29 protein-coding genes are annotated in these 22573 nt (G+C 46.2%); 26 read left to right on the forward strand and 3 right to left on the reverse strand.

All coding sequences use genetic code 11. The annotated features are described in order from the left end of the window. Window positions 1-2: 2 nt before the first annotated feature. The 24 genes from L2703_RS13825 to L2703_RS13935 all read left to right on the forward strand — a co-directional run bounded on the left by L2703_RS13825 (window position 3) and on the right by L2703_RS13935 (window position 16418). Window positions 3-1256, forward strand: a complete 1254-nt coding sequence (locus L2703_RS13825) for a tyrosine-type recombinase/integrase (RefSeq protein ID WP_283107890.1) — start codon at window positions 3-5, stop codon at window positions 1254-1256. Window positions 1257-1310: 54 nt separating this feature from the next. Beyond that, window positions 1311-1529, forward strand: coding sequence for a helix-turn-helix domain-containing protein (locus tag L2703_RS13830; protein ID WP_248971666.1), 219 nt, complete (start codon window positions 1311-1313; stop codon window positions 1527-1529). Beyond that, window positions 1516-1884 carry a hypothetical protein gene (locus tag L2703_RS13835; protein ID WP_248971667.1) on the forward strand — a complete coding sequence of 123 codons (369 nt, stop codon included), beginning with the start codon at window positions 1516-1518 and terminating at the stop codon, window positions 1882-1884. The genes L2703_RS13830 and L2703_RS13835 overlap by 14 nt, the downstream gene beginning before the upstream one ends. Window positions 1885-1887: 3 nt before the next feature. Next, on the forward strand, window positions 1888-2178 hold the full coding sequence (locus tag L2703_RS13840; protein ID WP_248971668.1) for a hypothetical protein: 291 nt from the start codon (window positions 1888-1890) through the stop codon (window positions 2176-2178). A 10-nt stretch (window positions 2179-2188) separates the two neighbouring features. Beyond that, the gene (locus tag L2703_RS13845) at window positions 2189-2776 is read left to right on the forward strand and encodes a hypothetical protein (protein WP_248971669.1); all 588 of its coding nucleotides are present in this window, start codon (window positions 2189-2191) and stop codon (window positions 2774-2776) included. A 282-nt stretch (window positions 2777-3058) separates the two neighbouring features. Next, on the forward strand, window positions 3059-3328 hold the full coding sequence (locus tag L2703_RS13850) for a hypothetical protein (protein ID WP_248971670.1): 270 nt from the start codon (window positions 3059-3061) through the stop codon (window positions 3326-3328). A 1066-nt stretch (window positions 3329-4394) separates the two neighbouring features. Then, on the forward strand, window positions 4395-4736 hold the full coding sequence (locus L2703_RS13855) for a DUF4406 domain-containing protein (protein ID WP_248971671.1): 342 nt from the start codon (window positions 4395-4397) through the stop codon (window positions 4734-4736). Between the two features lie 165 nt (window positions 4737-4901). After that, complete coding sequence (locus tag L2703_RS13860) at window positions 4902-5369, forward strand: lysozyme (protein WP_248971672.1); 468 nt, start codon at window positions 4902-4904, stop codon at window positions 5367-5369. Further along, window positions 5369-5806 carry a hypothetical protein gene (locus L2703_RS13865; RefSeq protein WP_248971673.1) on the forward strand — a complete coding sequence of 146 codons (438 nt, stop codon included), beginning with the start codon at window positions 5369-5371 and terminating at the stop codon, window positions 5804-5806. Before L2703_RS13860 ends, L2703_RS13865 begins: the two co-directional genes overlap by 1 nt. Continuing rightward, entirely contained in the window at window positions 5727-5960 is a 234-nt protein-coding gene (lysC, locus tag L2703_RS19100; protein ID WP_428848662.1) for an Rz1-like lysis system protein LysC, read from the forward strand. Before L2703_RS13865 ends, lysC begins: the two co-directional genes overlap by 80 nt. Continuing rightward, window positions 5944-6234, forward strand: a complete 291-nt coding sequence (locus L2703_RS13870; RefSeq protein WP_248971674.1) for an HP1 family phage holin — start codon at window positions 5944-5946, stop codon at window positions 6232-6234. Before lysC ends, L2703_RS13870 begins: the two co-directional genes overlap by 17 nt. Further along, complete coding sequence (locus L2703_RS13875; protein ID WP_248971675.1) at window positions 6231-7082, forward strand: immunoglobulin domain-containing protein; 852 nt, start codon at window positions 6231-6233, stop codon at window positions 7080-7082. The genes L2703_RS13870 and L2703_RS13875 overlap by 4 nt, the downstream gene beginning before the upstream one ends. Further along, on the forward strand, window positions 7079-7384 hold the full coding sequence (locus tag L2703_RS13880) for a hypothetical protein (RefSeq protein ID WP_248971676.1): 306 nt from the start codon (window positions 7079-7081) through the stop codon (window positions 7382-7384). The genes L2703_RS13875 and L2703_RS13880 overlap by 4 nt, the downstream gene beginning before the upstream one ends. A 52-nt stretch (window positions 7385-7436) precedes the next feature. Beyond that, complete coding sequence (locus L2703_RS13885) at window positions 7437-7688, forward strand: hypothetical protein (RefSeq protein WP_248971677.1); 252 nt, start codon at window positions 7437-7439, stop codon at window positions 7686-7688. Between the two features lie 20 nt (window positions 7689-7708). Continuing rightward, window positions 7709-8242, forward strand: a complete 534-nt coding sequence (locus tag L2703_RS13890; protein WP_248971678.1) for a terminase small subunit — start codon at window positions 7709-7711, stop codon at window positions 8240-8242. After that, complete coding sequence (locus tag L2703_RS13895) at window positions 8217-10199, forward strand: phage terminase large subunit family protein (RefSeq protein WP_248971679.1); 1983 nt, start codon at window positions 8217-8219, stop codon at window positions 10197-10199. Before L2703_RS13890 ends, L2703_RS13895 begins: the two co-directional genes overlap by 26 nt. Continuing rightward, window positions 10199-10399, forward strand: a complete 201-nt coding sequence (locus L2703_RS13900; protein ID WP_248971680.1) for a DUF6148 family protein — start codon at window positions 10199-10201, stop codon at window positions 10397-10399. Before L2703_RS13895 ends, L2703_RS13900 begins: the two co-directional genes overlap by 1 nt. Window positions 10400-10410: 11 nt before the next feature. Further along, complete coding sequence (locus tag L2703_RS13905; RefSeq protein ID WP_248971681.1) at window positions 10411-11970, forward strand: phage portal protein; 1560 nt, start codon at window positions 10411-10413, stop codon at window positions 11968-11970. Then, window positions 11891-13945, forward strand: a complete 2055-nt coding sequence (locus tag L2703_RS13910) for a ClpP-like prohead protease/major capsid protein fusion protein (RefSeq protein ID WP_248971682.1) — start codon at window positions 11891-11893, stop codon at window positions 13943-13945. Before L2703_RS13905 ends, L2703_RS13910 begins: the two co-directional genes overlap by 80 nt. 83 nt (window positions 13946-14028) lie before the next feature. Further along, the gene (locus L2703_RS13915) at window positions 14029-14349 is read left to right on the forward strand and encodes a DUF2190 family protein (RefSeq protein WP_248971683.1); all 321 of its coding nucleotides are present in this window, start codon (window positions 14029-14031) and stop codon (window positions 14347-14349) included. Continuing rightward, complete coding sequence (locus tag L2703_RS13920) at window positions 14342-14647, forward strand: hypothetical protein (RefSeq protein WP_248971684.1); 306 nt, start codon at window positions 14342-14344, stop codon at window positions 14645-14647. The genes L2703_RS13915 and L2703_RS13920 overlap by 8 nt, the downstream gene beginning before the upstream one ends. A gap of 22 nt (window positions 14648-14669) precedes the next feature. Next, window positions 14670-15251 carry a hypothetical protein gene (locus L2703_RS13925; protein ID WP_248971685.1) on the forward strand — a complete coding sequence of 194 codons (582 nt, stop codon included), beginning with the start codon at window positions 14670-14672 and terminating at the stop codon, window positions 15249-15251. A gap of 25 nt (window positions 15252-15276) precedes the next feature. Further along, window positions 15277-15702, forward strand: a complete 426-nt coding sequence (locus L2703_RS13930) for a hypothetical protein (RefSeq protein WP_248971686.1) — start codon at window positions 15277-15279, stop codon at window positions 15700-15702. Continuing rightward, on the forward strand, window positions 15699-16418 hold the full coding sequence (locus L2703_RS13935) for a phage tail tube protein (protein WP_248971687.1): 720 nt from the start codon (window positions 15699-15701) through the stop codon (window positions 16416-16418). The genes L2703_RS13930 and L2703_RS13935 overlap by 4 nt, the downstream gene beginning before the upstream one ends. Before the next feature lie 80 nt (window positions 16419-16498). On the opposite strand, the gene L2703_RS13940 is transcribed toward L2703_RS13935, so the two are convergent. The 3 genes from L2703_RS13940 to L2703_RS13950 all read right to left on the reverse strand — a co-directional run bounded on the left by L2703_RS13940 (window position 16499) and on the right by L2703_RS13950 (window position 17755). Continuing rightward, window positions 16499-17083 carry a Rha family transcriptional regulator gene (locus L2703_RS13940; RefSeq protein WP_248971688.1) on the reverse strand — a complete coding sequence of 195 codons (585 nt, stop codon included), beginning with the start codon at window positions 17081-17083 and terminating at the stop codon, window positions 16499-16501. 80 nt (window positions 17084-17163) lie between these two features. Then, window positions 17164-17409: a hypothetical protein gene (locus L2703_RS13945; RefSeq protein WP_248971689.1), complete on the reverse strand. Its 246-nt coding sequence runs from the start codon at window positions 17407-17409 to the stop codon at window positions 17164-17166. Beyond that, window positions 17387-17755: a DUF6232 family protein gene (locus tag L2703_RS13950; protein ID WP_248971690.1), complete on the reverse strand. Its 369-nt coding sequence runs from the start codon at window positions 17753-17755 to the stop codon at window positions 17387-17389. The genes L2703_RS13945 and L2703_RS13950 overlap by 23 nt, the downstream gene beginning before the upstream one ends. A gap of 123 nt (window positions 17756-17878) precedes the next feature. On the opposite strand from L2703_RS13950, the gene L2703_RS13955 reads away from it, so the two are divergent. Together L2703_RS13955 and L2703_RS13960 are read left to right on the forward strand one after the other, a co-directional pair. Next, the gene (locus L2703_RS13955; protein ID WP_248971691.1) at window positions 17879-22147 is read left to right on the forward strand and encodes a phage tail tape measure protein; all 4269 of its coding nucleotides are present in this window, start codon (window positions 17879-17881) and stop codon (window positions 22145-22147) included. A gap of 29 nt (window positions 22148-22176) precedes the next feature. Next, a complete protein-coding gene (locus tag L2703_RS13960) occupies window positions 22177-22554 on the forward strand; it encodes a hypothetical protein (RefSeq protein WP_248971692.1) in 378 nt (125 codons plus the stop codon). The last annotated feature ends 19 nt before the right edge of the window (window positions 22555-22573 follow it).

Here is a 22573-nt window from a genome sequence, read left to right on the forward strand (position 1 = left end):
GTATGGCGGCATCGGGTGTTGAGGTAGGCAAACTTAACGATGCGGCTTTACGTCGTTGGTTACGTGCTGGGGTGATACGCGATTATCGTGATCCGCAGTTTCCTGAAATCCGTTTACGTGCTGCAGCTGGCCGAACGCGGGCGAGTGTTCATTTGGTGTTGAATGAAAACGGCAGGACAGTTTGGCAAAAAATTGGTACTTGGCCAAACATGTGTATTAAGACGTTATGCGCTGATTTGCCTGTGATGTTGGCTAAACGCAATGTGGGCGGCATGGTGACTGGCCAGTTTGATTCGGTTGGCAGTTTGCTTGAATGGTACCAGGAGCATATCGCTACTAACACGACTTATAGCAAGAGCTGGCGCAGCAATATTAAGTCGATGATTAAGTGTCACCTGTTACCTCGTTTGGCTGATGTTCGTTTGCATAATGTGAGTTTTATTACTGTTGACGGTGGTTTGGTTAAGCCGATGTTGGTTGAGGGGTTTTCGCCTCAATACATTCGTGAAGCGGTGAATAAGCTTAAGGCTGTATTTGCGGCGGCTTCAAAACTGCGTTTGATTAGTGCTAATCCGTTAGCCGGTTATCGAGTGACGTATTCAATTAAGGTGGCTGATGTGGTTGATACTCGCTTGTTTGAGTCAGATTTGGCTGCATTGTTTACTCGGTTAAGTGGTGTGGCTATGCCTGTGCAGATGTTGTTTGTGTTGATGATGATGTTTGGTACTCGCATTAATGAAACTCGATTAGCTCGATGGGAGCATTTTGCGGGTGATTATTGGGTGATACCTGCCAGTAATGCGAAGAACAAGCAGGAACATCGGATACCTATGACTGATTCTGCTAAGGCGTTAATTCAGCATTATCGCAAGTGGCAGCTTAAGCACGTTGGCAAACGCTCGTTTTTGTTCCCTGGCAATGTTGGCGCTATTTCAATCCGCAGTGCTCATGAGTGGCATACCCAGATCCGTTTTAAGCATTTCACTAGCCATGATTTACGTCGGTTGTTCAGGACCATTGTTGCTGATTTGGGTGTCGATACGATGATTGGTGAGCGGTTGCTTAATCATGCCTTGCCTGTGTTGCTGCGCAAGTACGTTAAGTCAACGTTGGATAAGGGCATGAGCCAAGCGTTAGATCAATATCATCAATATTTAATTTACCGTGGGTTTTCTTCTGTTGCGCCCGAGATATTACCTAGATCACCTGTTGAAAGTGAGAACGGTCAAACCAAGAGTGCAAGCGGTTGGCTGTGATGATCACCGCATCATTATTAGAAGAATATGCAGTTAAGGGATTTTGGGGGCTAAATGGCATTACGCGGGTTTGATTTTTTACGAACGGGCAGAGAATTACGCGGCCTTACCCAGACCGAAGTTGCCGAGATTTATGGGGTAAGCGAACGGACTTATCGACGTTGGGAATTGGGTGAGGTTAGGGTGCCATTTGATGATGTTTCGGCAATATGCGACCAGGTGTTTCGATTGGGCATTGATGAAATAAGGACGATGATTAATGGTGAAAGTTAACGTGGCAATGGTTGATCACCGTCAATCATTATTGAAGATGAAAGAATTGCGTGATGGGTTGAGTCGTTGGGGCCGTTACTGGGCTTACCAAGAACGGGGTAAGGGGTTTGCAAGCCGAAGCCAGTGCGACAAATTGGGTGAGGTGATTGTGTACGGTAGTGCAGGTGTTAGTGATGTTACGCCCCCGCGTGAAGTAAGACAGTTCGACCAGCTGATTGAGCGGTTAGCACCGCAGTGTATAAGGGCAATTAGAGCGCACTACATCTGCAAAGGGCAGTGGGCGTTGATGGGGTTCGACAGTAAACAGTCTTATGTGTATTGGTTAAGACGCGCAGAAATTACAATGATGGAGTGAGATATGAGTGAAGTTGCAGTGTTTAAGCCTTATGGATTTGGTGATCGTGTATACGTTGTTTTAGCAAGCATTGTTTGGTTTGAGCCTTATAGCTCCAATAATAATAGTGGTACCAAACTGCACCTTGTTGATGATGTAGAGCTGCTTATCGGTGACAGCCCAGCTGATGTGACAAGGGCTATTGACGGTGTGGCACTATCAAGCTCTAACACTGAGCATCCCAGACCTGCAGTTAAGCGTCCATTGCCGCCAACCCCACCGCCTTGCAGAATTGTTAAAGGCCCATTTTTATAAGGATAATGTGATGAACTATGAATTTTATGAATATATATGGCTTTTGTGTTTTCTATTCGGTGGTGTATTGGTAGTAGTTAGACTTGTTTGGCATAGTCAAAAAAACAAACAAGTGAAGCATAATGCTCGAGAGGTCGGCTATACGTTTTCTGTGGATAGTGGTACTTATTATGTGCCACCAAGTAAGTTTAGGGCCGCGTCTTGTGGCAAGTGCGTCAACTGCATGAAGATAAGCGGGTATGCTAATTGCCTTCATTTATCACGCCCAGCAGGATTACGACCTCCAACTGTGCCACCAAGTAAGTTTAGGGCCGCGTCTTGTGGTAAGTGCGTCAACTGCATGAAGATAAGCGGGTATGCTAATTGCCTTCATTTATCACGCCCAGCAGGATTGCGACCTCCAACTGTTCCACCAAACCCATTTCGTAAAAAGGAATTATTAAAATCAAAGGAAGCAGCTATTGAATCATTGCGACAGGCTATTCAAGATTGTGAAGAGTTCAGTCGGGTGTGGGTCGAGTTGAATGGCCAATGCAAAGGGCATCAACAGGTTACTGGTGTAGTAGTTGATGACGTTGGTGATATCGTTATTTGTTAAAGTTCATATCTAAAGCATAGCCGCTGGCCTGCGGCTTTTAATTCAAATAGTGGAGTTAGATATGAGTGAGTGTGTGAAATGCGGCTCAGGGTTGATAAGTGTTGAATGGGTTGATGGGGATAGGAAGTTAATCACCATCAGTAAAGACCCAGTTAAAAGAACCGAGTTTGTAAGTTCCGTTGCAAGAGCCTTTGATTATAAAGTGATTTCAATAAAAGAACATCTAAGTAAAACATGTAATTGTTGCGGTTACTTATGGCGCGAGAACACTAAGGATAATCTATGAGTAATGTTGCAGTGTTTAAGCCTTATGGTTTTGGTGATCGTGTATACGTTGTTTTAGCAACTATTGTTTGGTTTGAGCCTTATAGCTCCAATAATAATAGTGGTACCAAACTGCACCTTGTTGATGATGTAGAGCTGCTTATCGGTGACAGCCCAGGTGATGTGACAAGGGCTATTGACGGTGTGGCACTATCAAGCTCTAACACTGAGCATCCCAGACCTGCAACGACTGAGTGGGTTGGAGGTAAGCGAGAACGTCGTGCGTGAAGTAGAGGATAGCCAATGCGCTTACGAACGGTTCAGTGATGCGTGTCGTGTGTTCGCTAAGTCATTGATTAAAGGTCTAATGCCTTGGCTTAATCCGTGATACTTCAGGTGTTTGGCCTGAACCAATCCAAATGAGATCGATTATCATTTGGTGTAAAAAAATAAATGGGTCCTTCTGGCTCGGTGCACTGCGGGGGCAGAGAAGCGCAGTGCTTCACTACATATGAAAATTTTAGGGGGTTGTGTTGTTGTTTTATCGGCCCTATTTATTTTGGGCAATTAATATGTATCCCCATATTTTATTAAGCACCTGATTTTAATTTCATTTTTCTATTTTTTGTAATTGTACTTTTCAGCCGCAATTTTGATCGCCTTAAACCTCAACTTTGATCTTTCTATTTGGTTTAAAAAATAAGGGCTAGTGCCCTTATTTTATTGCGCCACTTTTTAGTGCTTTGTTGCGTCAACAAGTATGTATTTCATGCCAGCCTTGGGAGGTGGCGGCAATGGCTTTCCTTTAGTGACGGTTCTTTCAGATCCGGTTCGGCCATTCCTTGGACCTATTAATTCATACTGACCTGATGTTTGTGCAAGTTGTCCGGGTTTAAAGATTTTATTCATTGGTATTGCCTCATATAGACTATGCCATTTGTGCTATACTAACTTTCCACAGTAATCGTTAGCACAAGTGTGTTGGCGGTTTAGGTGCAGAGGAAACTCTGCACCTGCTTTATGAACGGAAATTGCCCACGAAATAATAATAACACACTCTATGTGGTCTGACCAGTTGAGGGGTTGCACACTTATTGTTTTAAAGCAATCGCTCACTTAACCGATAACTTTTAGTTTGAATTGTCTAGAGAATTTAGCGCCATATATCACGTAATACCAAAAACCTAAAGGCCATATATGGCCTGTTTAATGGCCAAAAAAATGGGTATATTTATGTAAGCTTGGTACAACTGCGTAACTTGCTTAGCTTCCTCTATCGTTTCTCTTTGCTTACATCCTCGCCGTTGGGCTCCTGCATTGGAGCCCATTTTTTTGCATGTTATTTGGTGAACACATGATCCGTAAAAAGGTATATATCGCTGGGCCTATGTCTGGTTTACCAGATTGCAATCGGCCTGCGTTTAATTTGGCCGCGCAAGTGCAAAAGTCGTTAACGCATATTGTGCTTAACCCTGCCACTTTGCCAGCGGGGTTAACTGAACCTGAATACATGCAAATTGGGTTAACCATGCTGATGTGTGCTGACATGATTTACATGCTCGATGGTTGGGAGCAATCACACGGGGCAAGGGCTGAACATGCATTAGCGCAAAAGCTTGGCTTACACATTGTTTACCAGGAGGGAATTGATCATGAAATAGCATTAATTGGTTTGGTTGGTGAAGAACACTTTTAACCGCCAGCGTGAATGCTCGCACGTTTAATCACATTGAGCAGTTCGCTTTGCAACATAGTCAGCGAAAAGTGGCCGCGCTTTCACTTTGATAACGGCATGACGTAGTTCGGGTTTGCGCCCCGTTAATGTATCAATAGCTATTATATGAATATTTGAGGAGGGATGATGAATATTAAATCCCGACTAATGGCACTGGGATTAACCGGTGCCTTACTCACTGGTGGCGCATTGGTGGCTACTGGTGAGGGTGAAATCCTGCATACCTATGTTGATCCCGCAGGTATTGAAACCGCCTGCTTTGGCCAAACAGGCCATAACATAAAGCTTGGTATGGTATTCACCAATGAGCAGTGTTTAGACATGCTGGCTACCAGCCTTAAAAGCTTTGATCGAGAATTAGTTAAACTTAGCCCGCCGTTAAGCGAGGGCGAACACATTGCGTACCTGAGTTTTATCTACAACGTTGGGGCAGATGCTTTCAGGGCGTCTACGCTCCGTAAAAAGTTGTGGGCGGGAGATCGCGTTGGCGCTTGCAATGAGTTGCCAAGGTGGGTTTACGCCAAGGGTAAAAAACTACCTGGTTTAATTGTACGCCGCTCAAATGAGCGGCGTTATTGTTTACGGGACTTGTAATGTTTAACGACTTTAAAACCACAGTGCTGTTATGCATTGTACTGATTATGGCCACGCTGTTAGGTATTGGCGCGTTGGGTACGCACTCTCTGAAAGCAAAGAACGCATCGTTAACCAATGATTTATTACAATCGCAAGTGAGTGTTGATGCATTAATTAGCAGTAACGACAATCAAGCCGAACGCATCAAAACGCTTGAGCGTGATTACCGTGTGATGACCGAACTCAATGCCGCGCATCGACAACACGTTATCGATTTGCAAGCAACGCACGAAAGCCGAATTAATCAAGCCAATCTCATTAAGGACTCACCCGATGAACCGACAAAAGATTGGGCTAATGCTTTGTTGCCTAATGATGCTTTGCAGCTGCTCAAGCAAACCGATTGTAAAAGTGGTGACGCAAACCCAAACGGTTTATGTACTCCCTCCACCTGACTGGCTTGAATCGTGTAATGCACCAGTATTTGCGGGTCGCACCAACATTGATTTACTCAAACACTCACTTACCCAAACTCACGCGCTAGCAATTTGCAATGCAAACATGCTGCGCCTACAACAATGGCGGCAATCACATGAGCATAACAACTGACATTAGTGCAAAGTTTACGTCGGTTGTGTCGTATGTCGCCTCGTTTTTCACCGCAGCAGGCAGCTATGTGAACGATATGGATATTGGGGTTTTGGTCGGTGTGATATGTGCAGTGGCCACTGCGCTAGTGAACTGGTTTTATCAGTCACGTAAAAGTGACCGCGACGAGCAGATACAAGCATTACAAAAGCAATTACTGAACAAGCAGCTGCAAAATATTGAGCTAGAACGCTCAAGTCACGTGATAGAAGATATTGAGGCCGAACCCAAATGAACGCATTCAAACCCGCATTTCGCCCAGCAATACGACCAGCGATAACGTCAGTGTTTGGTGTTCAGGTTCCTGTTGTTACGCCCCTATCATTCGTATCTCAGCCTCAATCGCAAACCGTTGACGAGTATGCTACCGCAACATTTAGTTGTGAAGTGGCTGGAGGTATTGCGCCTTACACTTACCAGTGGAAAAAGAACGGTGTGAACGTTGGTACAAATAGTGACACGCTATCATTCGTCACTGCTTCAACCGATAATTACGCATATATTACCGTTGTCGTTACTGATAGTGTCGGTACTGCGATTACGTCTACGGTTGCTGTTTTGGGTGTGACGAGTTATGTCTATGTGCTAGACGGTATAACACAAGATTTTACAATGAATACATCAATAGTTTGTGATGCAGGTAATACATTTAAATTTTCGGTGGCTGCCAAAGCTGGAGTACAATCTGCTATTTTTGGCGACGGAACCACAGAGGCGGTTATATTTAATGCAAACGGAAGTGTTGACATAAAAAGGGGGTCTTGGTATTACGGCGTATACACTGGGCTGACGATAGACGGTAATAAGCATGATTACGTCTGGACATTAGGCGGTGCATTATATGAAGATGGTGTGCTGAAAGGTACTAGCACTACATATCCAAGAACTGTTAGCACCATTGGCAGGTATTCGACAACAAGGTTAAGCGGCTATGTTAAAAATGTATCGCTTGAGGGTGTGAATAAAAGCTTGTTTTTAAACCTAAATAATAAGTCGCAAGGTGCGTCACAAGGGACTACGCCACTGTCAGCGTATACTGCTGTCATTACAAATTACAACGCAGCAGGGTGGACAGCAATATGACACAGCTAGAGCAATGGCTTGATTCTGGTTTATACGTGTTTGTTGTGCTGTCCGAACAAGGCTACCAAGACAGCGAACCCGCCAAAAACGCATGGCCTGATGCTGTGCAATATGGCGACTATCGCATGGTGAATTATCACAAGGCAAACGCAGAACGCTTTGTTGAATACTTAACTGCGCAGGGCTACACAATCGCATTTGGCATCAGCGATACAACACCAATGCTGCTAACGTGGGATGAAGCAATTGAATTTGCAGCCCAGTTTGCAACCGAGCCAGAAGATGAAACTACCACGCCATAGCAACCGCAAGTAACACCCGCAAGCAACGCCCCTAAAAACCCAAGGAACTCACATGATTTACAGCCAAAATTTAACGGTGACTACGTCGGCCGTGGACGTTACGCGCCCAGGTGTTATGCAAAGCTGCAAACAACACCAGCTGATATTTAGCGGTGACAACCTATCGCTGACTTACACCATTAACGGTACTGACTTTACTCAACCAGCCCTTGAAGCAGGCAGCCATAACATTGAACTGGGTAACGTAGAAAGGTTCACGCTAACCAGCGCAGGCACTAGCACCGCAATCATTCAAGGTTACTAACTGAAACAAATAGGCATTTTATGGCACGTATTCAAACACCCGAAGCCGAGCCAGTGCTACTGAACAAAACCGACCTGTGCAAAAGTTTGGGTATTAGTACCCAGGCGTTCGACAAGTGGGACGTACCCATACACAGCAAAAAAGGCCGTGAGTGTTTATACACCATGGCCGATGTGGTGGGGAACCGCGTGGCTAATGAGCGTAAAAAGCACATCAGCAAACCGTTAGATGATGAAGACGAAAAACCCAACATTGACTATGAACGCTATCGCTTAACCAAAGCGCAGGCCGACGGCCAAGAGCTTAAAAACGAAAAAGACCGCAAAGAAGTGGTCGAGGTGGCATTTTGCTCGTTTGTGCTCAGTCGTATTGCAGCGCAAATATCGCCAGTGCTGGACCAAATCCACATACGCGTAAAACGTAAATTCCCCGACATGCCAGAGCGCACCATAGACGCTATTCGCGCCGAAGTGATTAAAAGCCAAAACACCGCCGCAGAGCTGGCCAGCGGCATTGAGGATTTATTAGATGAGTATATCAGCAGCACAGATTAACAATCTGAAAGCCGCTGTATCTGCAGGTCTTAAATCGTTTTACCGTCCACCTGTTTTAACATGCAGTGAATACGCCGACACCCATTTTTATATGTCGTCAGAATCGTCCTACACAGAGGGCAAGTGGGAAAGCCTACCGTTTCAAATCGGAATTTTAAATGCCATGGGTAACGACCAAATCACCACGCTGAATATCATGAAATCAGCGCGTGTCGGTTACACCAAAATGCTGATGGCCAACGCTGGCTACAAAATCGAACACAAAAAACGCAACGTGCTGATATACCAGCCGCGTGACGGCGCCGCCAAAACGTTTATGAAAAAACACGTTGAAACGGCAATACGCGACATGCCGATTTGGAAGGCGCTCGCCCCTTGGATTGGCCGCAAACACAAAGACAGCACGTTAGAAGATAAGGTGTTTTCAAACGGTAAAACCTTAATGGTACGTGGTGGTACCGCAGCCGCTAACTACCGCGAAATTTCAACCGATGACGTTATTTACGATGAGCTTGCAGGTTTTGACGAGTCAATCGAACACGAAGGTAACGCAACATCACTAGGTGACACCCGTGTTGAACTGTCGATGTTTCCTAAATCGATTCGCGGATCTACCCCTAAAATTCTCGGTACCTGCCAAATTGAAAAGGCCTGTAGTGAAAGCAAATACCAATTTCGGTTTAACTTACCCTGCCCGCACTGCGACGAATTGCAGCATTTAAAGTGGGGCGGCAAAACTGAGCCATTTGGTATTAAGTGGCAAGGCAGTGACCCAAGCACAGCGTATTACGTGTGCGAACACTGCGGCTGTTGCATTGAAAACAATCAGCTGCATGATATGGAAGAGCACCCCCGCGCAGTATGGATATGCGACAAAACGGGCGTGTATACCCCTGACTTTATCTCTTTTTTTGATAAAGACGGCAACGACTTTTTAACGCCTGAAAATATCTCGATTTATATCTGGTCGGCATACAACACGCTGAACAGTTGGGCAAAGCTTGTCACTGAGTTTTACAAAGCCAAAGGCGACAAAGAAAAGCTGCAAACATTTGTTAACACCAAATTGGGCCAGCCGTGGGACAACGACAACGGCGAACGCATCGAGTGGGAAGACCTAGGCCGCCGCCGCGAAATGTACCCCAACGGCAACATGCCTGATTGGGTTGTGTATTTAACGGCGGGTGTCGATACCCAAGACGACCGATACGAGGGCCGTGTTTGGGGCTGGGGCGCAGGTAAAGAATGCGCCTTAATCGACAGGTTTATTTTGTACGGCGACCCCGCAAGCCAAGTGCTGCTCGATAAAGTCGCACTGCGCTTAAACCAAAGTTACACCCGCAACGACGGCATAGTGCTTAACATCGGCACAACCGCGTGGGACTCGGGCGGTCACTACACAGACACCGTTTACTCAATGAGTAAAAAGCTTGGTTTGTACCGTGTAATCCCAGTTAAGGGCGCCAACATGTACGGCAAGCCGATTGCCAATTTCCCGCGCAAGCGGAGCAACAAAGGTGTGTACTTAACTGAGGTCGGTACCGACAACGCTAAAGAGTTGATCATGGCCATGATGCGCACTCAGCCCAGTGTTGATACCCGTACACCTGGTGCAATTCATTTGCCGTTAAACGACAGCATTTGTGATGACACTGAACTGCAACAGCTCACCGCCGAACGCAAAATGCCAACACGCCGCGACGGTCGCATTGTGTACCGATGGGACGCAGGCGGCAGACGTAACGAAGCACTCGACTGTTTTGTGTATGCCATGGCTGCGCTGTATATCGCCATTGACCGATTCGGCATTAACCTCGACTCGCTCAGTAAAGCGATAACAAACAAAGACGAAAACCCATCATTAACCGATGAACCCCCACAACCCAAAAAACCGAAAAAAGCCCCAGCTAATAACTGGCTCAATGGTGGTTCGGCTAAATCAGGAGGCTGGCTGTAATGTCAAAGCAACAAGCGACAGAAATGGTCGCGCTGTATATCGAAGCCGAAAAAGACGTGCTGGCGGGTAAGTCAGTCACCATAAACGGCAAAATGATGAGCACAGAAGACCTAGAGCAAATTCGCAAAGGCCGCATTGAATGGCAGCGCACATTAAGCATGTACACCCGCCCACGGGGTACCACACTCGCCCGATTTTAACAGGAAACAATATGAGCATTATCAACGATGCACTATCGTTTATATCCCCTAAGTGGGCGCTAAATCGGCAGGCTGCGGCCATGAGTTATCGCAACCTAAAAGGTTACGAAGCAGCCAGCCCAAGCCGAACCCACAAAGCCAATAGAGAGGGGCGCGGCGCCAACCAAGCGGTATTTGCTGCAGGTAAAAGCTTGCGAGAACAAGCCCGTTGGTTAGACGAAAACCACGACCTCAGCATTGGCATTTTAGACCGCATGGAAGAACGGGTCATTGGCGCCCAAGGTATTGTGGTTGAGCCACAACCCCGCAGTATCAGCGGTGAAATACTCGACGAACTGGCCAATGAAATACAGCGCCGCTTTGCAACCTGGTCATTAAAGCCTGACGTAACAGGGCGCTACACGCGACCAGAGTTAGAACGTTTGGTGTTACGTACCGCACTGCGCGACGGTGAAGTATTCGGCCAGCAAGTGCGCGGAAAAGTGGCCAAGTTTGGTCACCCAAACCCGCAAGGCACGCAATACAGCATCGAGGCGTTAGAGCCTGATTACATCCCGTTTGAGCTTAACGATGTATCAAGCCGAGTGCGCCAAGGGTTGGAGGTTAATGTTTGGGGCCAAGTGGTTAACTACCATGTACTGCTTGATCACCCGTCTGACCAAATCGGCTTTCGCTACAAAACAAAAACGGTACCCGCCAGCAACATGTTGCACCTGGGCTTATTTAAACGCCTGCACCAGTTGCGCGGTATCAGTATTTTTCACGGTATTTTAACCCGCCTTGGCGACATTAAAGACTATGAAGAATCTGAACGAGTCGCCGCCCGTATTGCCGCCGCGCTAGCGTTTTACATTAAGCGCGGTGACGCCAGTATGTTTATTCCCGATTCTGGCGAAAGCCAAAGCCGCGAAATTAACATTGCACCCGGCATGACATTCGACGATCTCGCACCGGGTGAAGACGTCGGCATGATTGAGTCAAACCGCCCCAACGTGCACTTAGTCGATTTTCGTAATGGTCAGTTAAAAGCGTGCGCCGCAGGTACCCGAGGCAGTTATTCAAGCATTGCCCGTGACTATCAAGGCAGCTACTCAAGCCAACGCCAAGAGTTGGTCGAGCAAGACGAGTCAAACCGCATTATGCAGCAATGGTTTTGTGCCGGTTGGGCAAGGCCAGCATTTAGAAACTGGTTGCAAATGGAGTTAATGAACAAGCAAGACCCATTAACCCTGCCGCCAGACCTAGACACCCGCACCTTGTTTGATGCGGTGTACTACGGGCCAACCATGCCATGGATTGACCCACGCAAAGAATCCCAAGGCTGGGAAATGATGATAGCCGGTAATGCCGCAACCGAGGCTGATTGGGCGCGCGCCCGTGGCCGTAACCCAAGCGAAGTTAAACGCCAACGCCAGCGTGAGGTTAAGTTTAACCGCGAAAACGACATGGTCACGGGTAACGACCCAGAGCCACAAAACGGAGTAACCACAAGTGAAAAAAACACAACTGGCGCTGGCCGCCGCAATGATGCTCGCACCACAAGCAAGCCTGACCCTGACGCCGACCAATAAGCCCGACAAAAGCTGGTACAGCTTAAAGGCTCAAAACGGTAATGCCGAGTTAATGATTTATGACGAAATTGGCGGCTGGGGCATTAGTGCCCGTCAGTTCGCCAGCGACTTACAAGCATTAGGCAAAATCGGCACCTTAACGGCGCGCATCCATTCACCGGGTGGTGACGTGTTCGAGGGCATGGCGATTTACAACATGATCAAAGGTCACCCCGCGCACAAGGTTTGCCATATCGACGGCCTTGCCGCATCAATGGCCAGTGTGATTGCCATGGCATTTGACGAAGTCATCATGCCAGAAAACGCCATGATGATGGTGCATAAACCATGGGGCGGCACATTAGGTGACGCCGACGACATGCGCAAATATGCTGACTTACTCGACAAAGTAGAAGGCAATTTAGTTGGCGCATATCAACAAAAAACAGGTTTGCCAGAAGATGAGCTACACACGCTTTTGGCAGCTGAAACATGGCTAACTGGCCGCGAAGCGGTTGAAAAAGGTTTCGCCAACACCCTAACTGAACCGCTGCAAATGGCGGCTTCGCTCAACTCAAAAAGACTCAAGGACTTTACTAATATGCCTGAAGCTCTAAAAAACCTGTTTGCACCGCAGGGGAATGTACCTGGTGCAACCAACACGCCTGCGCCAGCAGCCCCAGCACCATCCGCATCGGTACCAGCACCCGCTGCCCCGTCGCAAGCGGATATTCAAGCCGCTGCAATTACCTTTAACGCTGAGCGTATTAGCGGTATTAATGCTGCGTTCGCCACGTTCCCGCAATTAGCAGAACTTAAAAATACCTGTATTGCAGATGCAACCATCAATGCAGACAAAGCCAAAGACATGATTTTGGCAAAGCTTGGCGAAGGCACTACACCGTTAGCTGCACAGCCTAACAGTGTGATCATTCATGCGGGTAACGGTAACATTGTCGGTGACTCAATTCGTGCGCAACTAATGGCACGCGCTGGCCATGAAGCAGCACATAAAGACAACGCTTACGGCAGTTACAATTTGCGTGAACTGGCTCGAGCATCGTTAGCCGACCGTGGTATCGGTTGTGCTGGTATGAACGTCATGCAAATGGTGGGGTTAGCGTTTACTCATACCTCATCTGATTTCGGTAACATCATGTTAGATGTGGCCAACAAGTCAGTGTTAAAAGGTTGGGCTGATGCCGAAGAAACCTTTGAACGTATCGCTAAAAAAGGTCAGTTAAGCGACTTTAAAGTGGCACATCGTGTTGGCATGGGTGAGTTTAAAAGCTTACCAGAAGTCAAAGACGGTGCTGAGTACAAGTACATCACCATTGGCGACCACGCTGAAAAGATTGCCTTGGCGACCTATGGCGGTATTTTCACATTAACACGCCAAACGGTTATTAATGACGACATGGATATGTTAATGGGCGTACCGATGAAAATGGGTAAAGCGGCCAAGCGTACCATTGGTGACTTGTTCTGGGCTGTATTAACCAAAAACGGCAAAATGAACGACGGTAAAGCCTTGTTCCATGCTGACCATGGCAACTTAACATCAGGTGCGCCAAGCGTTGAAGCGTTCAGTATTGCTGCTGAATTAATGGAATCGCAAATGATTGGCGAATCGCCATTAAACATCATGCCAGCGTTTGCATTGGTACCGCCAAATCTTAAGCGTGCGGTTCTGCAAATTATTCAGTCAACGTCGGTTAAAGGTACTGATGCAAACTCAGGTGTTGCTAACCCAATCCGCGACTTTGTTGAAGTGTTATCTGAACCACGCTTAAAAGCGAAAAGCGATAAAGAGTGGTACTTATCAGCGGCACAAGGTGAAGACACGATTGAAGTGGCATACCTTGACGGAATCGACACGCCTTACATTGAGCAGCAACAAGGCTTTACTGTTGACGGTGTTGCAACAAAAGTGCGTATCGATGCGGGTGTGTCACCACTTGATCACCGTGGCTTGGTTAAATCAACAGGCGTATAACGTAAACATAAAACAAGCCGCTATCGAAATCGTTAGCGGCTTTTTTATGCTTAAATTTCAGCAATTCTTATCAGGAATGAATCATGAAAAATTGTATTTCAGATGGTAATACCATCGACTTTACCGCCACGGCAGCCGTTGCCAGTGGTGGGACAGTGTTGTTGGGCAAAGTAGTTGCCGTGTCGCTTGGCAATGTTGCCATTGATGAAATGGGCGTAGGCGCAACCGAAGGCGTGTTTGAATTGCCTAAAGTCACCGCCGACGACATCACCCAAGGTGCGCAGGTGTATATCAAGTCAGACGGCATGATCACCTCCACCGCATCGGGCAATACCTTAGCGGGTAAAGCGTGGGCAGCAGCTGCTAACCCAAGCGATACCGTTTGGGTAAAAATCAATGCCTAGCGTTAACGAACGCATAAGCGCCAAGCTTACCCGTGCGTTCATCAAACTGGCACAGTCGTGCCAGTTTACCCCTTCATCGGGTCAAGCCGCTTTTAGTCGTAGTGTTCACCTGCCGCCAACCGAAATAGATCTCAGTAATGAATACGTGCAAGCGCCAGTGAACATTGCCGAGTTTTTGCAGCAAGAAGGCGAGGTAATGGCTGATGATGTGTTTGAGTTAAATGGTAAGCAGCATCGGTTAACTCAACTGCATACGCGGGATGAAATTACCGTGACGTTTATTTACTTAGCGCTGTAAGTATTTTATACGGGAGTTAGATATGTGGATAAACACACAAGGGTTTAAGGAGGTTTCGAAAGAGCTAAAGCGGATGCGTGATGTACAAGCACCAGCTATCGCTAAGGCTATTGATGATGCTGCTTTTTTTGGAAAAAATCTTGCGGTAGATAAAATATTTAACAAATTTGGTTATGAGTCAAAATCATATGTGGAAGATAATTTTTTTATTAGTATCAACCCCAATGATTTGACCGCCCATATTTCTGCAAGGTACAGGGCTGCTAGCTTGACGAGAATGGCTAAGCCACGTTACAGAACAGGGAAAAAAGGGCAAAGAGTATTAAATGGTTATGATGTTAGTGCTTATAAAAACCAGCCAGTTTGGTTTAAGGGAGCATTTACTATTATTGGTCAAAACGGTAACCAAGTAATGTTTATGCGTAAGCGCAAAGATAATTCTTGGAGAAAACTAGGGAAGCATAAAGCCAAAAAGGCAGGTACGGTAGACCAAAAGCCATTATACGGCCCATCAGTTTGGGGGGCATTTAAGTATATGCGTGACGATTTAGAGCCACCCATTATTGCCCATCTGCGTAAAAAATATGGCCAATACGCTAAGTAGTTACATTCCTGTTTAGAGGTTCCCCATGATCCAAGCTTTAATAGACCGACTCAAATTGGTTGACGGCGCGACTGTACGCGAAGGTTTTTATGGTCAGTCGGTTGTAAAGGATGATCAATTCATTTTTTTGCAGCCTTACACCGATTTGTTCGGCGCTAAAAACGGCATTAACCCATACCGCGATGATTTGGTATTGCAAGTGGTTGCCGGCATTAATCTGAGTAAATCAACCAACCCCACCGCCGAGCTAATCAACCTAGTTCGCGACATTCGCAGCGCACTCTTTAAAGACGAACGTAATACCGAGAAACCGTCATGGCTACCCCAAGCTATTACGTTTAAAGAGTCCGAAGCATGTAAATACATTATGCCCGAAGCCCATGAAAAACATGGATTAGCGGTCATCACTTTAACCTTAATTCATACAGTACCATTTGGAGAACAACTATGAGCGAAACCGTAGTAGAGAGTTATATCGGCTCGGGCATCGTGTATGTCAACGGCCGCGACGTGGGTAACGCCAGCGGCGTGAACATTTCAATCGAGCAAGAAACCAAAGAGCAGCCAAACTATCGCGGTGGTGGCGGTAACGCTGCTGAAATCACCGTGGTTAAATCGGTTAACCTATCAATGACGTTAAACGACTTTAGCAACGCCAACCTAGCGTTAGCACTGCGCGGTAAAATTGACGTGTTAACCGCCGAGTCGGTAACAGACGAAGCCATTACTGCTGTGTTAGATGGCCTAGCCGACACCGCAAAAATGATTGATACCGATATTGCGGTAACGGTCACTAACTCAGCAGGTTCTACAACCTATGACGTCAACGACGATTACATTGTCAGTGCCGCGGGTATTCGTGCATTAAGCACAGGTGCCATTACCGCAGGTGAATCGCTTAAAGTGACTTACACCAGTAAAGCGGGTAACGCCCTGCAAGCACTGGTTGAGTCAGGCGAAGAAGTGAAGGTGGTGGTTGACGGTATTAACGACGTAACCGGCAAGCCAAGCGTGCTTAAGTTTTACCGCTGGAAGCCAACCCCAACATCGGGCCTAGACTTAATTGGCGACGACTTCGGTTCGTTCGATATCGAAGGTGGCGTACTGGCCGACAGCAGCATTGTTGCCACGGGTAAGTCTAAGTTCTTTGTGCGTAGCGCAGCGTAATTGAACTGTCCGGAATATCCGGATAGTTCAACATTCAAGCCCACAGTTAACCGCTGTGGGCTTTTTTAATGTAAGACTAATTAACGCAATCGAGCTTGGCTTTCAACAAATCGAACGCTGGCTGCAATTTGCTTATTTGCCGCTTCACTAATTTCAAGCAGCTGCGCTAAGGTTAAAAAGCGTGGTTCGCGGATGTACTGCACTAATTTATCACGGCTAGTCACAAACTGGTCGTCATGTATCGGTTGCGAGCTGACTATTCTGCCAGCCTCCCAAGTAAACATCATACGCTGGCGCTCAAATGGGTGGGTGGTGCGGCTTAGTTTTGCTTGGGCTTCGTTAAAGGCATTAATAAAGTTGATCTTAAGTTCAGCGGCCTTTGCACCCGTAAAACCCATGACTAAAAACATAAAGCCGTCTTTGGTTAGGTGGTAGCACTTTAAATCACGCTGACTGGTGCCAACCTGTTGATTTTGCACGTTAGCGCAAAAATGCGCTGACGTAAAATCGCTTGGGGCGTCAACCATTATTTGGCCAATTTTACGTAATACATCTTTGTGTTGTTTGCCAAAGTAATCAGCAACGATAAGTGAATTGGTTATGGTTTGTTGGCCGTTAATAAAAACCAGTTGTGCAGGGTAGTTTTTAGACTGTTGTAAGTTCATTGGGTGACACTCCTTGATATCGTGAGTAATCATCACCAAACGGTACGAAACATTGGGTGATGAGCTGAGCAAGGTTCGTACTACCGCATCAAGGAAGCGGCCAGCCAAATGGCTGCCTCACCCAGCCCACCATAGTAGTGGTGCGCTGAGTCACGCAATAAAAAACCAGCACGTGGCTGGCGACATTGCGCCTTGATAAATAGCGGGGTACGAATCCCGGCATTGGATTTTGCCAATGCCTCATTAGTATCGCCCCACTCAGGCGCATTTGTCAATTTGTTATCACTTAGCTGAGCAATACGTTTAACCGCGGCTAACGATTGCATCGTTAAGTGCCGCAATAATAGTGCTTACATATGCTTGGTCGTGGCTACTCAGCGCCTTGTTTTCACCTGCGGAGGTATTGAGTATTACGGTGTAAGTGTTTTTCACTTGTTTTGCATTGTAATATGCTAACCCGAAAAAAATTACAGCCATAAAAAAACCGATTGTACCAGCAGCAAAGCAAGCTAGCGCAATAAGTATCAATATAAAGGTTTGCGAGTGCGAACCTTCAATAACCCCCGATTTAACTGATGTGACATTGCTCATTGCATAAGTTTGTCCGTCAACAATAAATCGGCTGTTACTCACTACCACTTTACCCTTATCCAAAAATATTTTTTCTTCCATGATGCTTCCTTAGCGTATTTGGTGTGCAAGGATTTTGTGGCAAGTCGAGATAAAAAACAACAAATTTTAAGCCAGCAATTGCTGGTTTTTTTGTGTGTATCAACAATATGAGAAGAGGCGACCATGAGTTTTAAAGACCAAGTTATTAACCTGATCATCCAAGGCAAGGATTTATTTACTAGCGAGGCCAAGAAGTCTGAAAAGGCATTAGCTGGGCTTGCAGCACAAAGCGAAAAACTGAATGCTGAACTGGATGATTTAAAGCGTCAAGAAGCGGCAGTTAAGGCCATTGATGGGCTAACTGCATCAGTTAAAAAAGGCGAAAAAGCCTATGTTGATAATGCAGTAGCATTAGAAAACCTTAAAAAAGAACAAAAGCAAGTTGCCGCTGAAGCCAAGCAACTTGACGCGGCACAGGTTGCTGCGGCTAATTCTACAGCCCGTATTGAAACTGAATATAACCAAGCGGTGGCCGAGTTAGCAAGGTATGACAACCAGCTAAAGCTAGCAAGTGCGGAGGTTGATAAGCTAACCGCAACCCAAAATAAAGGCGCTCAAGCCAGTCAGTCGCAAGCGTTAGCATTAGCCAAAGCCAAAGATGATTTGCAAAAGTTAGATGCAGCCCAAAAAAGCACTGCAACTAGCGCAACCCGCTTGGCAACAGAACTTGAACAAGAAACCGCTGAACTAAAAAAAATAAGCAGCGAAGTTGACAAAGCTAGCCAGAAAAAAGGCGAGTATGCGCTTAAGGTCAAAACGGCAAGTTCAGAATTAACCAAGCTTGGCAGAAGTCTAAACAGTAACAAAACGGAGTTAGACAAGCAGCAAGCGGTGCTGAATAAAGCCGGCATTGATATGGGCAAGCTGGCTGATGCCAGCAAAGACTTAAAAACCAAACAAGCCGCCGCTGAACAAGCCTTAAAAGGGGTGAATGACAAGTTAGGCCAGCATGAAAAATTACTTGATAGTAGTCAAAAAACAGCGGGTGCCGCCAATAAGCAAACCTTAATCACCACTAAAGCCATTAATGCGTTAGCTAAAGCCTATGCTGTTTTGCTATCTGCCCAAACGGCTATTCAGTCTGTTCGTTCAAGTGTTGAAGGTTATGGTGAATTAGAGTCGGCGATCACTAAAGTTGAAAAAACCACAGGGAATGCCCGTGAGGCCGTTGTTAAAATGGCGTCTGAGCTTAAAGACCTGGGCGAGAATGTTACCCCAACTAGCACCAATGAATTGTTGCGAATGGCTGAGGTTGCAGGTCAGTTAGGCACTAAGTCTACGGAAGATATTTTAAACTTAGTCGCGGCTGCTGATGCCCTTGGTTTATCAACAAACCTAGCGGGTGATGAAGCGGCCACCATGCTTGCGCGCATTTTGGGAATGACACAAGAAGGTATTCCACAAATACAAAACCTGTCGTCTTCAGTGGTTGCGTTAGGTAATGATTTTGCCGTTACAGAGGCTGACATTGTCAGCATGACCAAAGAGATTGTCACTGGTACCCGTGAAATCAATTTAGGTTCTGCGGCATCTGCTGCATTTGGTGCAACCCTTGCTGAGTTAGGCCAACCCGCCGAACGGTCACGTACAGCTATTCAAAAATTAGGCGCAGCAATTAATGAGGCCAGCAAAAAAGGTGGCGATGATTTAGAGCTGCTAACTAAAATTACCGGTGAAACGGCTGACCAAATTGAAAAAGATTTAGGCACCGCACCTGAAAAAGTATTGGTTAAGTTTCTTGAGGGCTTACAGCGTGTTAAGTCTGAGGGTGGCCTCGTTTCTGATGCGCTTAAGTCGATGGGCATTGAAGGTGTTGAAGCAACGAGTGTGCTCAGTGTATTAGCTGATGGCACAGACCGTTTAAAAACGGCGTTAGAATTATCTAACAAAGCTTATATTGCTGGCGACTACCACATGAAGGAAGCCGCTAAAGCTTATGCAGATCAGTCTGCGGCTATTGGTCGCCTAGAAAACAAATTCCACACGCTGACAACAAGTATTGGTGAGGCATTTTCAGACGAAGTTGATACTGCAATACGGGCAACCAGCGATGCCATTGATGCGGTAGATGAAAACGTTATTCAACTGATGGAACGCATACCAGAGCTGGCTAATGGCTTTGTAGATTTACTCGCTGATATTAATAATTTTGCGGCAGGGACTGATGAGTCTTTTAGCGCACTCCAATACACCATGGATGCCTTTGCTGCTGGCTTAAACACCATTAGCATAGGTGTTAATTCGCTTGCGTTAGAATTAAGCAATATGAATATTGCCACGCTTGAAGCGCTGCGTTCAGCAAGTAAATTATCGGGTGTTGAGTTTGTTACAGCAAAGCAAGTTGAGGATGCTAAAAGTCGTAGCGCGACAATTGCCGAGGCTATTAAGCGTGATCAAGAAGATATTATCGCGCTAAATAAACGCATGAATGGTGAGTCTTCTATTGCTTATGAAGGCTTAATTAATACCACGGTAAAATACAAAGACGCGCTTAAAAACCTATCGATTGATCAACGTAACCAGATAAACGACATTCTATTATCTGGCACTTATAACAAAGACCTTGAAACCACTTACCGAGAGCTCACTGCTGCTTTAGTACGGGCCAATCGCGAAACCGAAATTGAGGCGCAATTAAAAGTAAAGGCGGCCGAGGCTAGCAAGAAAAAAGCGGAAGAAGATAAAAAAGCTGCTGATGCTGCGGCTGAACATGCTGATAATCTCGCTGTGCTAAACCACAATACTTTAACGTATTCTGAAGCGCTAATTGATATTAAGGGGCGCCAAAAGTCATTAAATGAGCTTTACGCAAAAGGGGTGATATCTGCTGAGGGTTTGGCTAAGGCGTCAAATATACTGAAGGATTCACTTAAAAGTTACGCCACGCAGGTTGATGCAAGTAATACGAGCGCAGCAACCCAAACTGAACTAACAGATCAGTTTATTGCTAAACGCAAAGAGCTACAGGCGCAGTATGAACAAGGGCTGTTAACTGAAAAAGAACTGACTATATCGCAACAAGAATTAGCCAGCGCTTATGACAAAACGGTTAATGAAGTTAACCTTGCTACAGCGGGCACAGCACTGCTGTCAGATGAGCAGTTAGGCTTACAAGAAAGTATTGTTAGCACCGAAGCTGAAATACGTGCACTAGAGCAAGCTTTAAAAGATGAGAACAAGGCAACTAATGAACTCATTTTAATTAAAGCCAAGTTAGCTAAGGAAGAAGCAAACTTAGCTGACATGAAACGAGAATCTGTTGAGCTTGCAAAAATAGAAAACGCAACATATGTAGAGTTGCTTGTTCTACAGCGCGAGTACGAAAGTCAACTAGAAATACTCGACCGCAACTTTAGAGCAGGCTTGCTAACCAAGCAAGAGTACGATGCTCAAACAAAAACGCTTGAGAAAACACTTTCTGACTTAAACGATGTTGTTGGAGAAAGCTCCCGAAAAAAAGAAGAAAATGCCGAAAAAACCAAAGAGGCCACCGCAGCAGTTAAGGATAACACCGAGGCCAACAAAGAAAACAGCGAGTCTTTAGAAAACCAAACCGATCAATACATTGCACTGCGTGACGCAACTGTCGCACATCGTAGCGTGATGCTTGATACCGGGCAAACTTATATCGATACCGCTGCCAGCGCAGACGAACTCATAAGCCGAATTGAGCAAATGGGTATCTTGCAAACAGCTTATTTGGCTGGTGAAGAAAAGCGCCGTTACAGCGAACTGCAAACGTCGTTATCAATAAGAAGGCAAATTGATGACATAGAAAGCAGCACCTACAGCCTAGAAGCGCTCGACAAAATGGCCGCTCAAGCAGCCAGTGGTATTTTAGGGTTGTCGGATGTGCAATTACAACCGCTGACTAATGCCATTGATAATGCCCGCGCTAAGTTTCAAGATTTAGCTGATGACATTAATGCTACTACTTTGGATATTCAAGACCGTTTAGACACGGCTCTTGGCAATGAAAAGGATATCATTAAGCGCAAGTTTGCTAGTGAGGTAAAAGAGATTGACGACTTAATTGCCAAGGCTGAAGCATATGGTAATAGCCAGTTAGTTTCAAAGCTTCAAAAAAGCCTGAGTGATTTAAAAAGGGCGCAAAGTCTTGAGCTTAAAGCCCAGCAAGATGCCAGCGAAAAGCAGGCCCTTAGTGACGCCGAAACCGCCAAGCAACAAACCGCCACCACGACCGCAACGGCAGCAGCCAAAACCACGGCAACTCAAACCCAAACCACGACCACAACAACCGCCGCAACCAGCAGCGACACGGTGGTGTTGCAACTGCAAGTGGGTAACAGCACATTTGATGCACAGGCCAAACGCAGCATTGTGAATGAGTTGGTAGCTGAAATTAAGCGCCTGCAATCTGTAGGTGGTTAGCGTTAACGCAACGAATAAACAGAGGCGATATGTATAACACCACCATCGACACTATTGTGTTAACCGAGCCACTACACTGGCTAAACCGCAATAACACCCAGCGGGTAGCGGCCAACATGAAGCGGGCGCTTAACGGTGCCCCGCATATTCAGCAAACCGTGATACCCGCAGGCATAGCGCTAGAGCTTGGCAGCAAAAACGGCTGGATGCCCCGCAGTGAGTTTGCACAACTGCAAGCCCATGCGGCCAGCACATTAACTGAGTTTGTGATTAGTCACGATGGCACCGACATTAATGTGGTGTGGGATAACACCCAAACCAGCGTGATAACTGGTGATGACGTGGACGACCAGCTAGGCGGGTATCCGCTGCTCACCAACGTGGTATTACGTTTTTTAACGCTGTAACTCTTTTTCGCTTATTGAT

It is taken from the genome of Shewanella basaltis (genome assembly GCF_023283885.1).
Lineage (GTDB): Bacteria > Pseudomonadota > Gammaproteobacteria > Enterobacterales > Shewanellaceae > Shewanella > Shewanella basaltis.

Coding starts and splice junctions, on each gene's coding strand:
- L2703_RS13920 (WP_248971684.1), top strand. CDS start 14,342: ATGCCTAGCGTTAACGAACGCATAAGCGCCAAGCTTACCCGTGCGTTC.
- L2703_RS13930 (WP_248971686.1), top strand. CDS start 15,277: ATGATCCAAGCTTTAATAGACCGACTCAAATTGGTTGACGGCGCGACT.
- L2703_RS13825 (WP_283107890.1), top strand. CDS start 3: ATGGCGGCATCGGGTGTTGAGGTAGGCAAACTTAACGATGCGGCTTTA.
- L2703_RS13925 (WP_248971685.1), top strand. CDS start 14,670: ATGTGGATAAACACACAAGGGTTTAAGGAGGTTTCGAAAGAGCTAAAG.
- L2703_RS13890 (WP_248971678.1), top strand. CDS start 7,709: ATGGCACGTATTCAAACACCCGAAGCCGAGCCAGTGCTACTGAACAAA.
- L2703_RS13870 (WP_248971674.1), top strand. CDS start 5,944: ATGAGCATAACAACTGACATTAGTGCAAAGTTTACGTCGGTTGTGTCG.
- L2703_RS13960 (WP_248971692.1), top strand. CDS start 22,177: ATGTATAACACCACCATCGACACTATTGTGTTAACCGAGCCACTACAC.
- L2703_RS13865 (WP_248971673.1), top strand. CDS start 5,369: ATGTTTAACGACTTTAAAACCACAGTGCTGTTATGCATTGTACTGATT.
- L2703_RS13895 (WP_248971679.1), top strand. CDS start 8,217: ATGAGTATATCAGCAGCACAGATTAACAATCTGAAAGCCGCTGTATCT.
- lysC (WP_428848662.1), top strand. CDS start 5,727: ATGCTTTGCAGCTGCTCAAGCAAACCGATTGTAAAAGTGGTGACGCAA.
- L2703_RS13840 (WP_248971668.1), top strand. CDS start 1,888: ATGAGTGAAGTTGCAGTGTTTAAGCCTTATGGATTTGGTGATCGTGTA.
- L2703_RS13830 (WP_248971666.1), top strand. CDS start 1,311: ATGGCATTACGCGGGTTTGATTTTTTACGAACGGGCAGAGAATTACGC.
- L2703_RS13905 (WP_248971681.1), top strand. CDS start 10,411: ATGAGCATTATCAACGATGCACTATCGTTTATATCCCCTAAGTGGGCG.
- L2703_RS13955 (WP_248971691.1), top strand. CDS start 17,879: ATGAGTTTTAAAGACCAAGTTATTAACCTGATCATCCAAGGCAAGGAT.
- L2703_RS13880 (WP_248971676.1), top strand. CDS start 7,079: ATGACACAGCTAGAGCAATGGCTTGATTCTGGTTTATACGTGTTTGTT.
- L2703_RS13875 (WP_248971675.1), top strand. CDS start 6,231: ATGAACGCATTCAAACCCGCATTTCGCCCAGCAATACGACCAGCGATA.
- L2703_RS13915 (WP_248971683.1), top strand. CDS start 14,029: ATGAAAAATTGTATTTCAGATGGTAATACCATCGACTTTACCGCCACG.
- L2703_RS13950 (WP_248971690.1), bottom strand. CDS start 17,755: ATGGAAGAAAAAATATTTTTGGATAAGGGTAAAGTGGTAGTGAGTAAC.
- L2703_RS13860 (WP_248971672.1), top strand. CDS start 4,902: ATGAATATTAAATCCCGACTAATGGCACTGGGATTAACCGGTGCCTTA.
- L2703_RS13935 (WP_248971687.1), top strand. CDS start 15,699: ATGAGCGAAACCGTAGTAGAGAGTTATATCGGCTCGGGCATCGTGTAT.
- L2703_RS13835 (WP_248971667.1), top strand. CDS start 1,516: ATGGTGAAAGTTAACGTGGCAATGGTTGATCACCGTCAATCATTATTG.
- L2703_RS13940 (WP_248971688.1), bottom strand. CDS start 17,083: ATGAACTTACAACAGTCTAAAAACTACCCTGCACAACTGGTTTTTATT.
- L2703_RS13885 (WP_248971677.1), top strand. CDS start 7,437: ATGATTTACAGCCAAAATTTAACGGTGACTACGTCGGCCGTGGACGTT.
- L2703_RS13945 (WP_248971689.1), bottom strand. CDS start 17,409: ATGCAATCGTTAGCCGCGGTTAAACGTATTGCTCAGCTAAGTGATAAC.
- L2703_RS13900 (WP_248971680.1), top strand. CDS start 10,199: ATGTCAAAGCAACAAGCGACAGAAATGGTCGCGCTGTATATCGAAGCC.
- L2703_RS13845 (WP_248971669.1), top strand. CDS start 2,189: ATGAACTATGAATTTTATGAATATATATGGCTTTTGTGTTTTCTATTC.
- L2703_RS13850 (WP_248971670.1), top strand. CDS start 3,059: ATGAGTAATGTTGCAGTGTTTAAGCCTTATGGTTTTGGTGATCGTGTA.
- L2703_RS13855 (WP_248971671.1), top strand. CDS start 4,395: ATGATCCGTAAAAAGGTATATATCGCTGGGCCTATGTCTGGTTTACCA.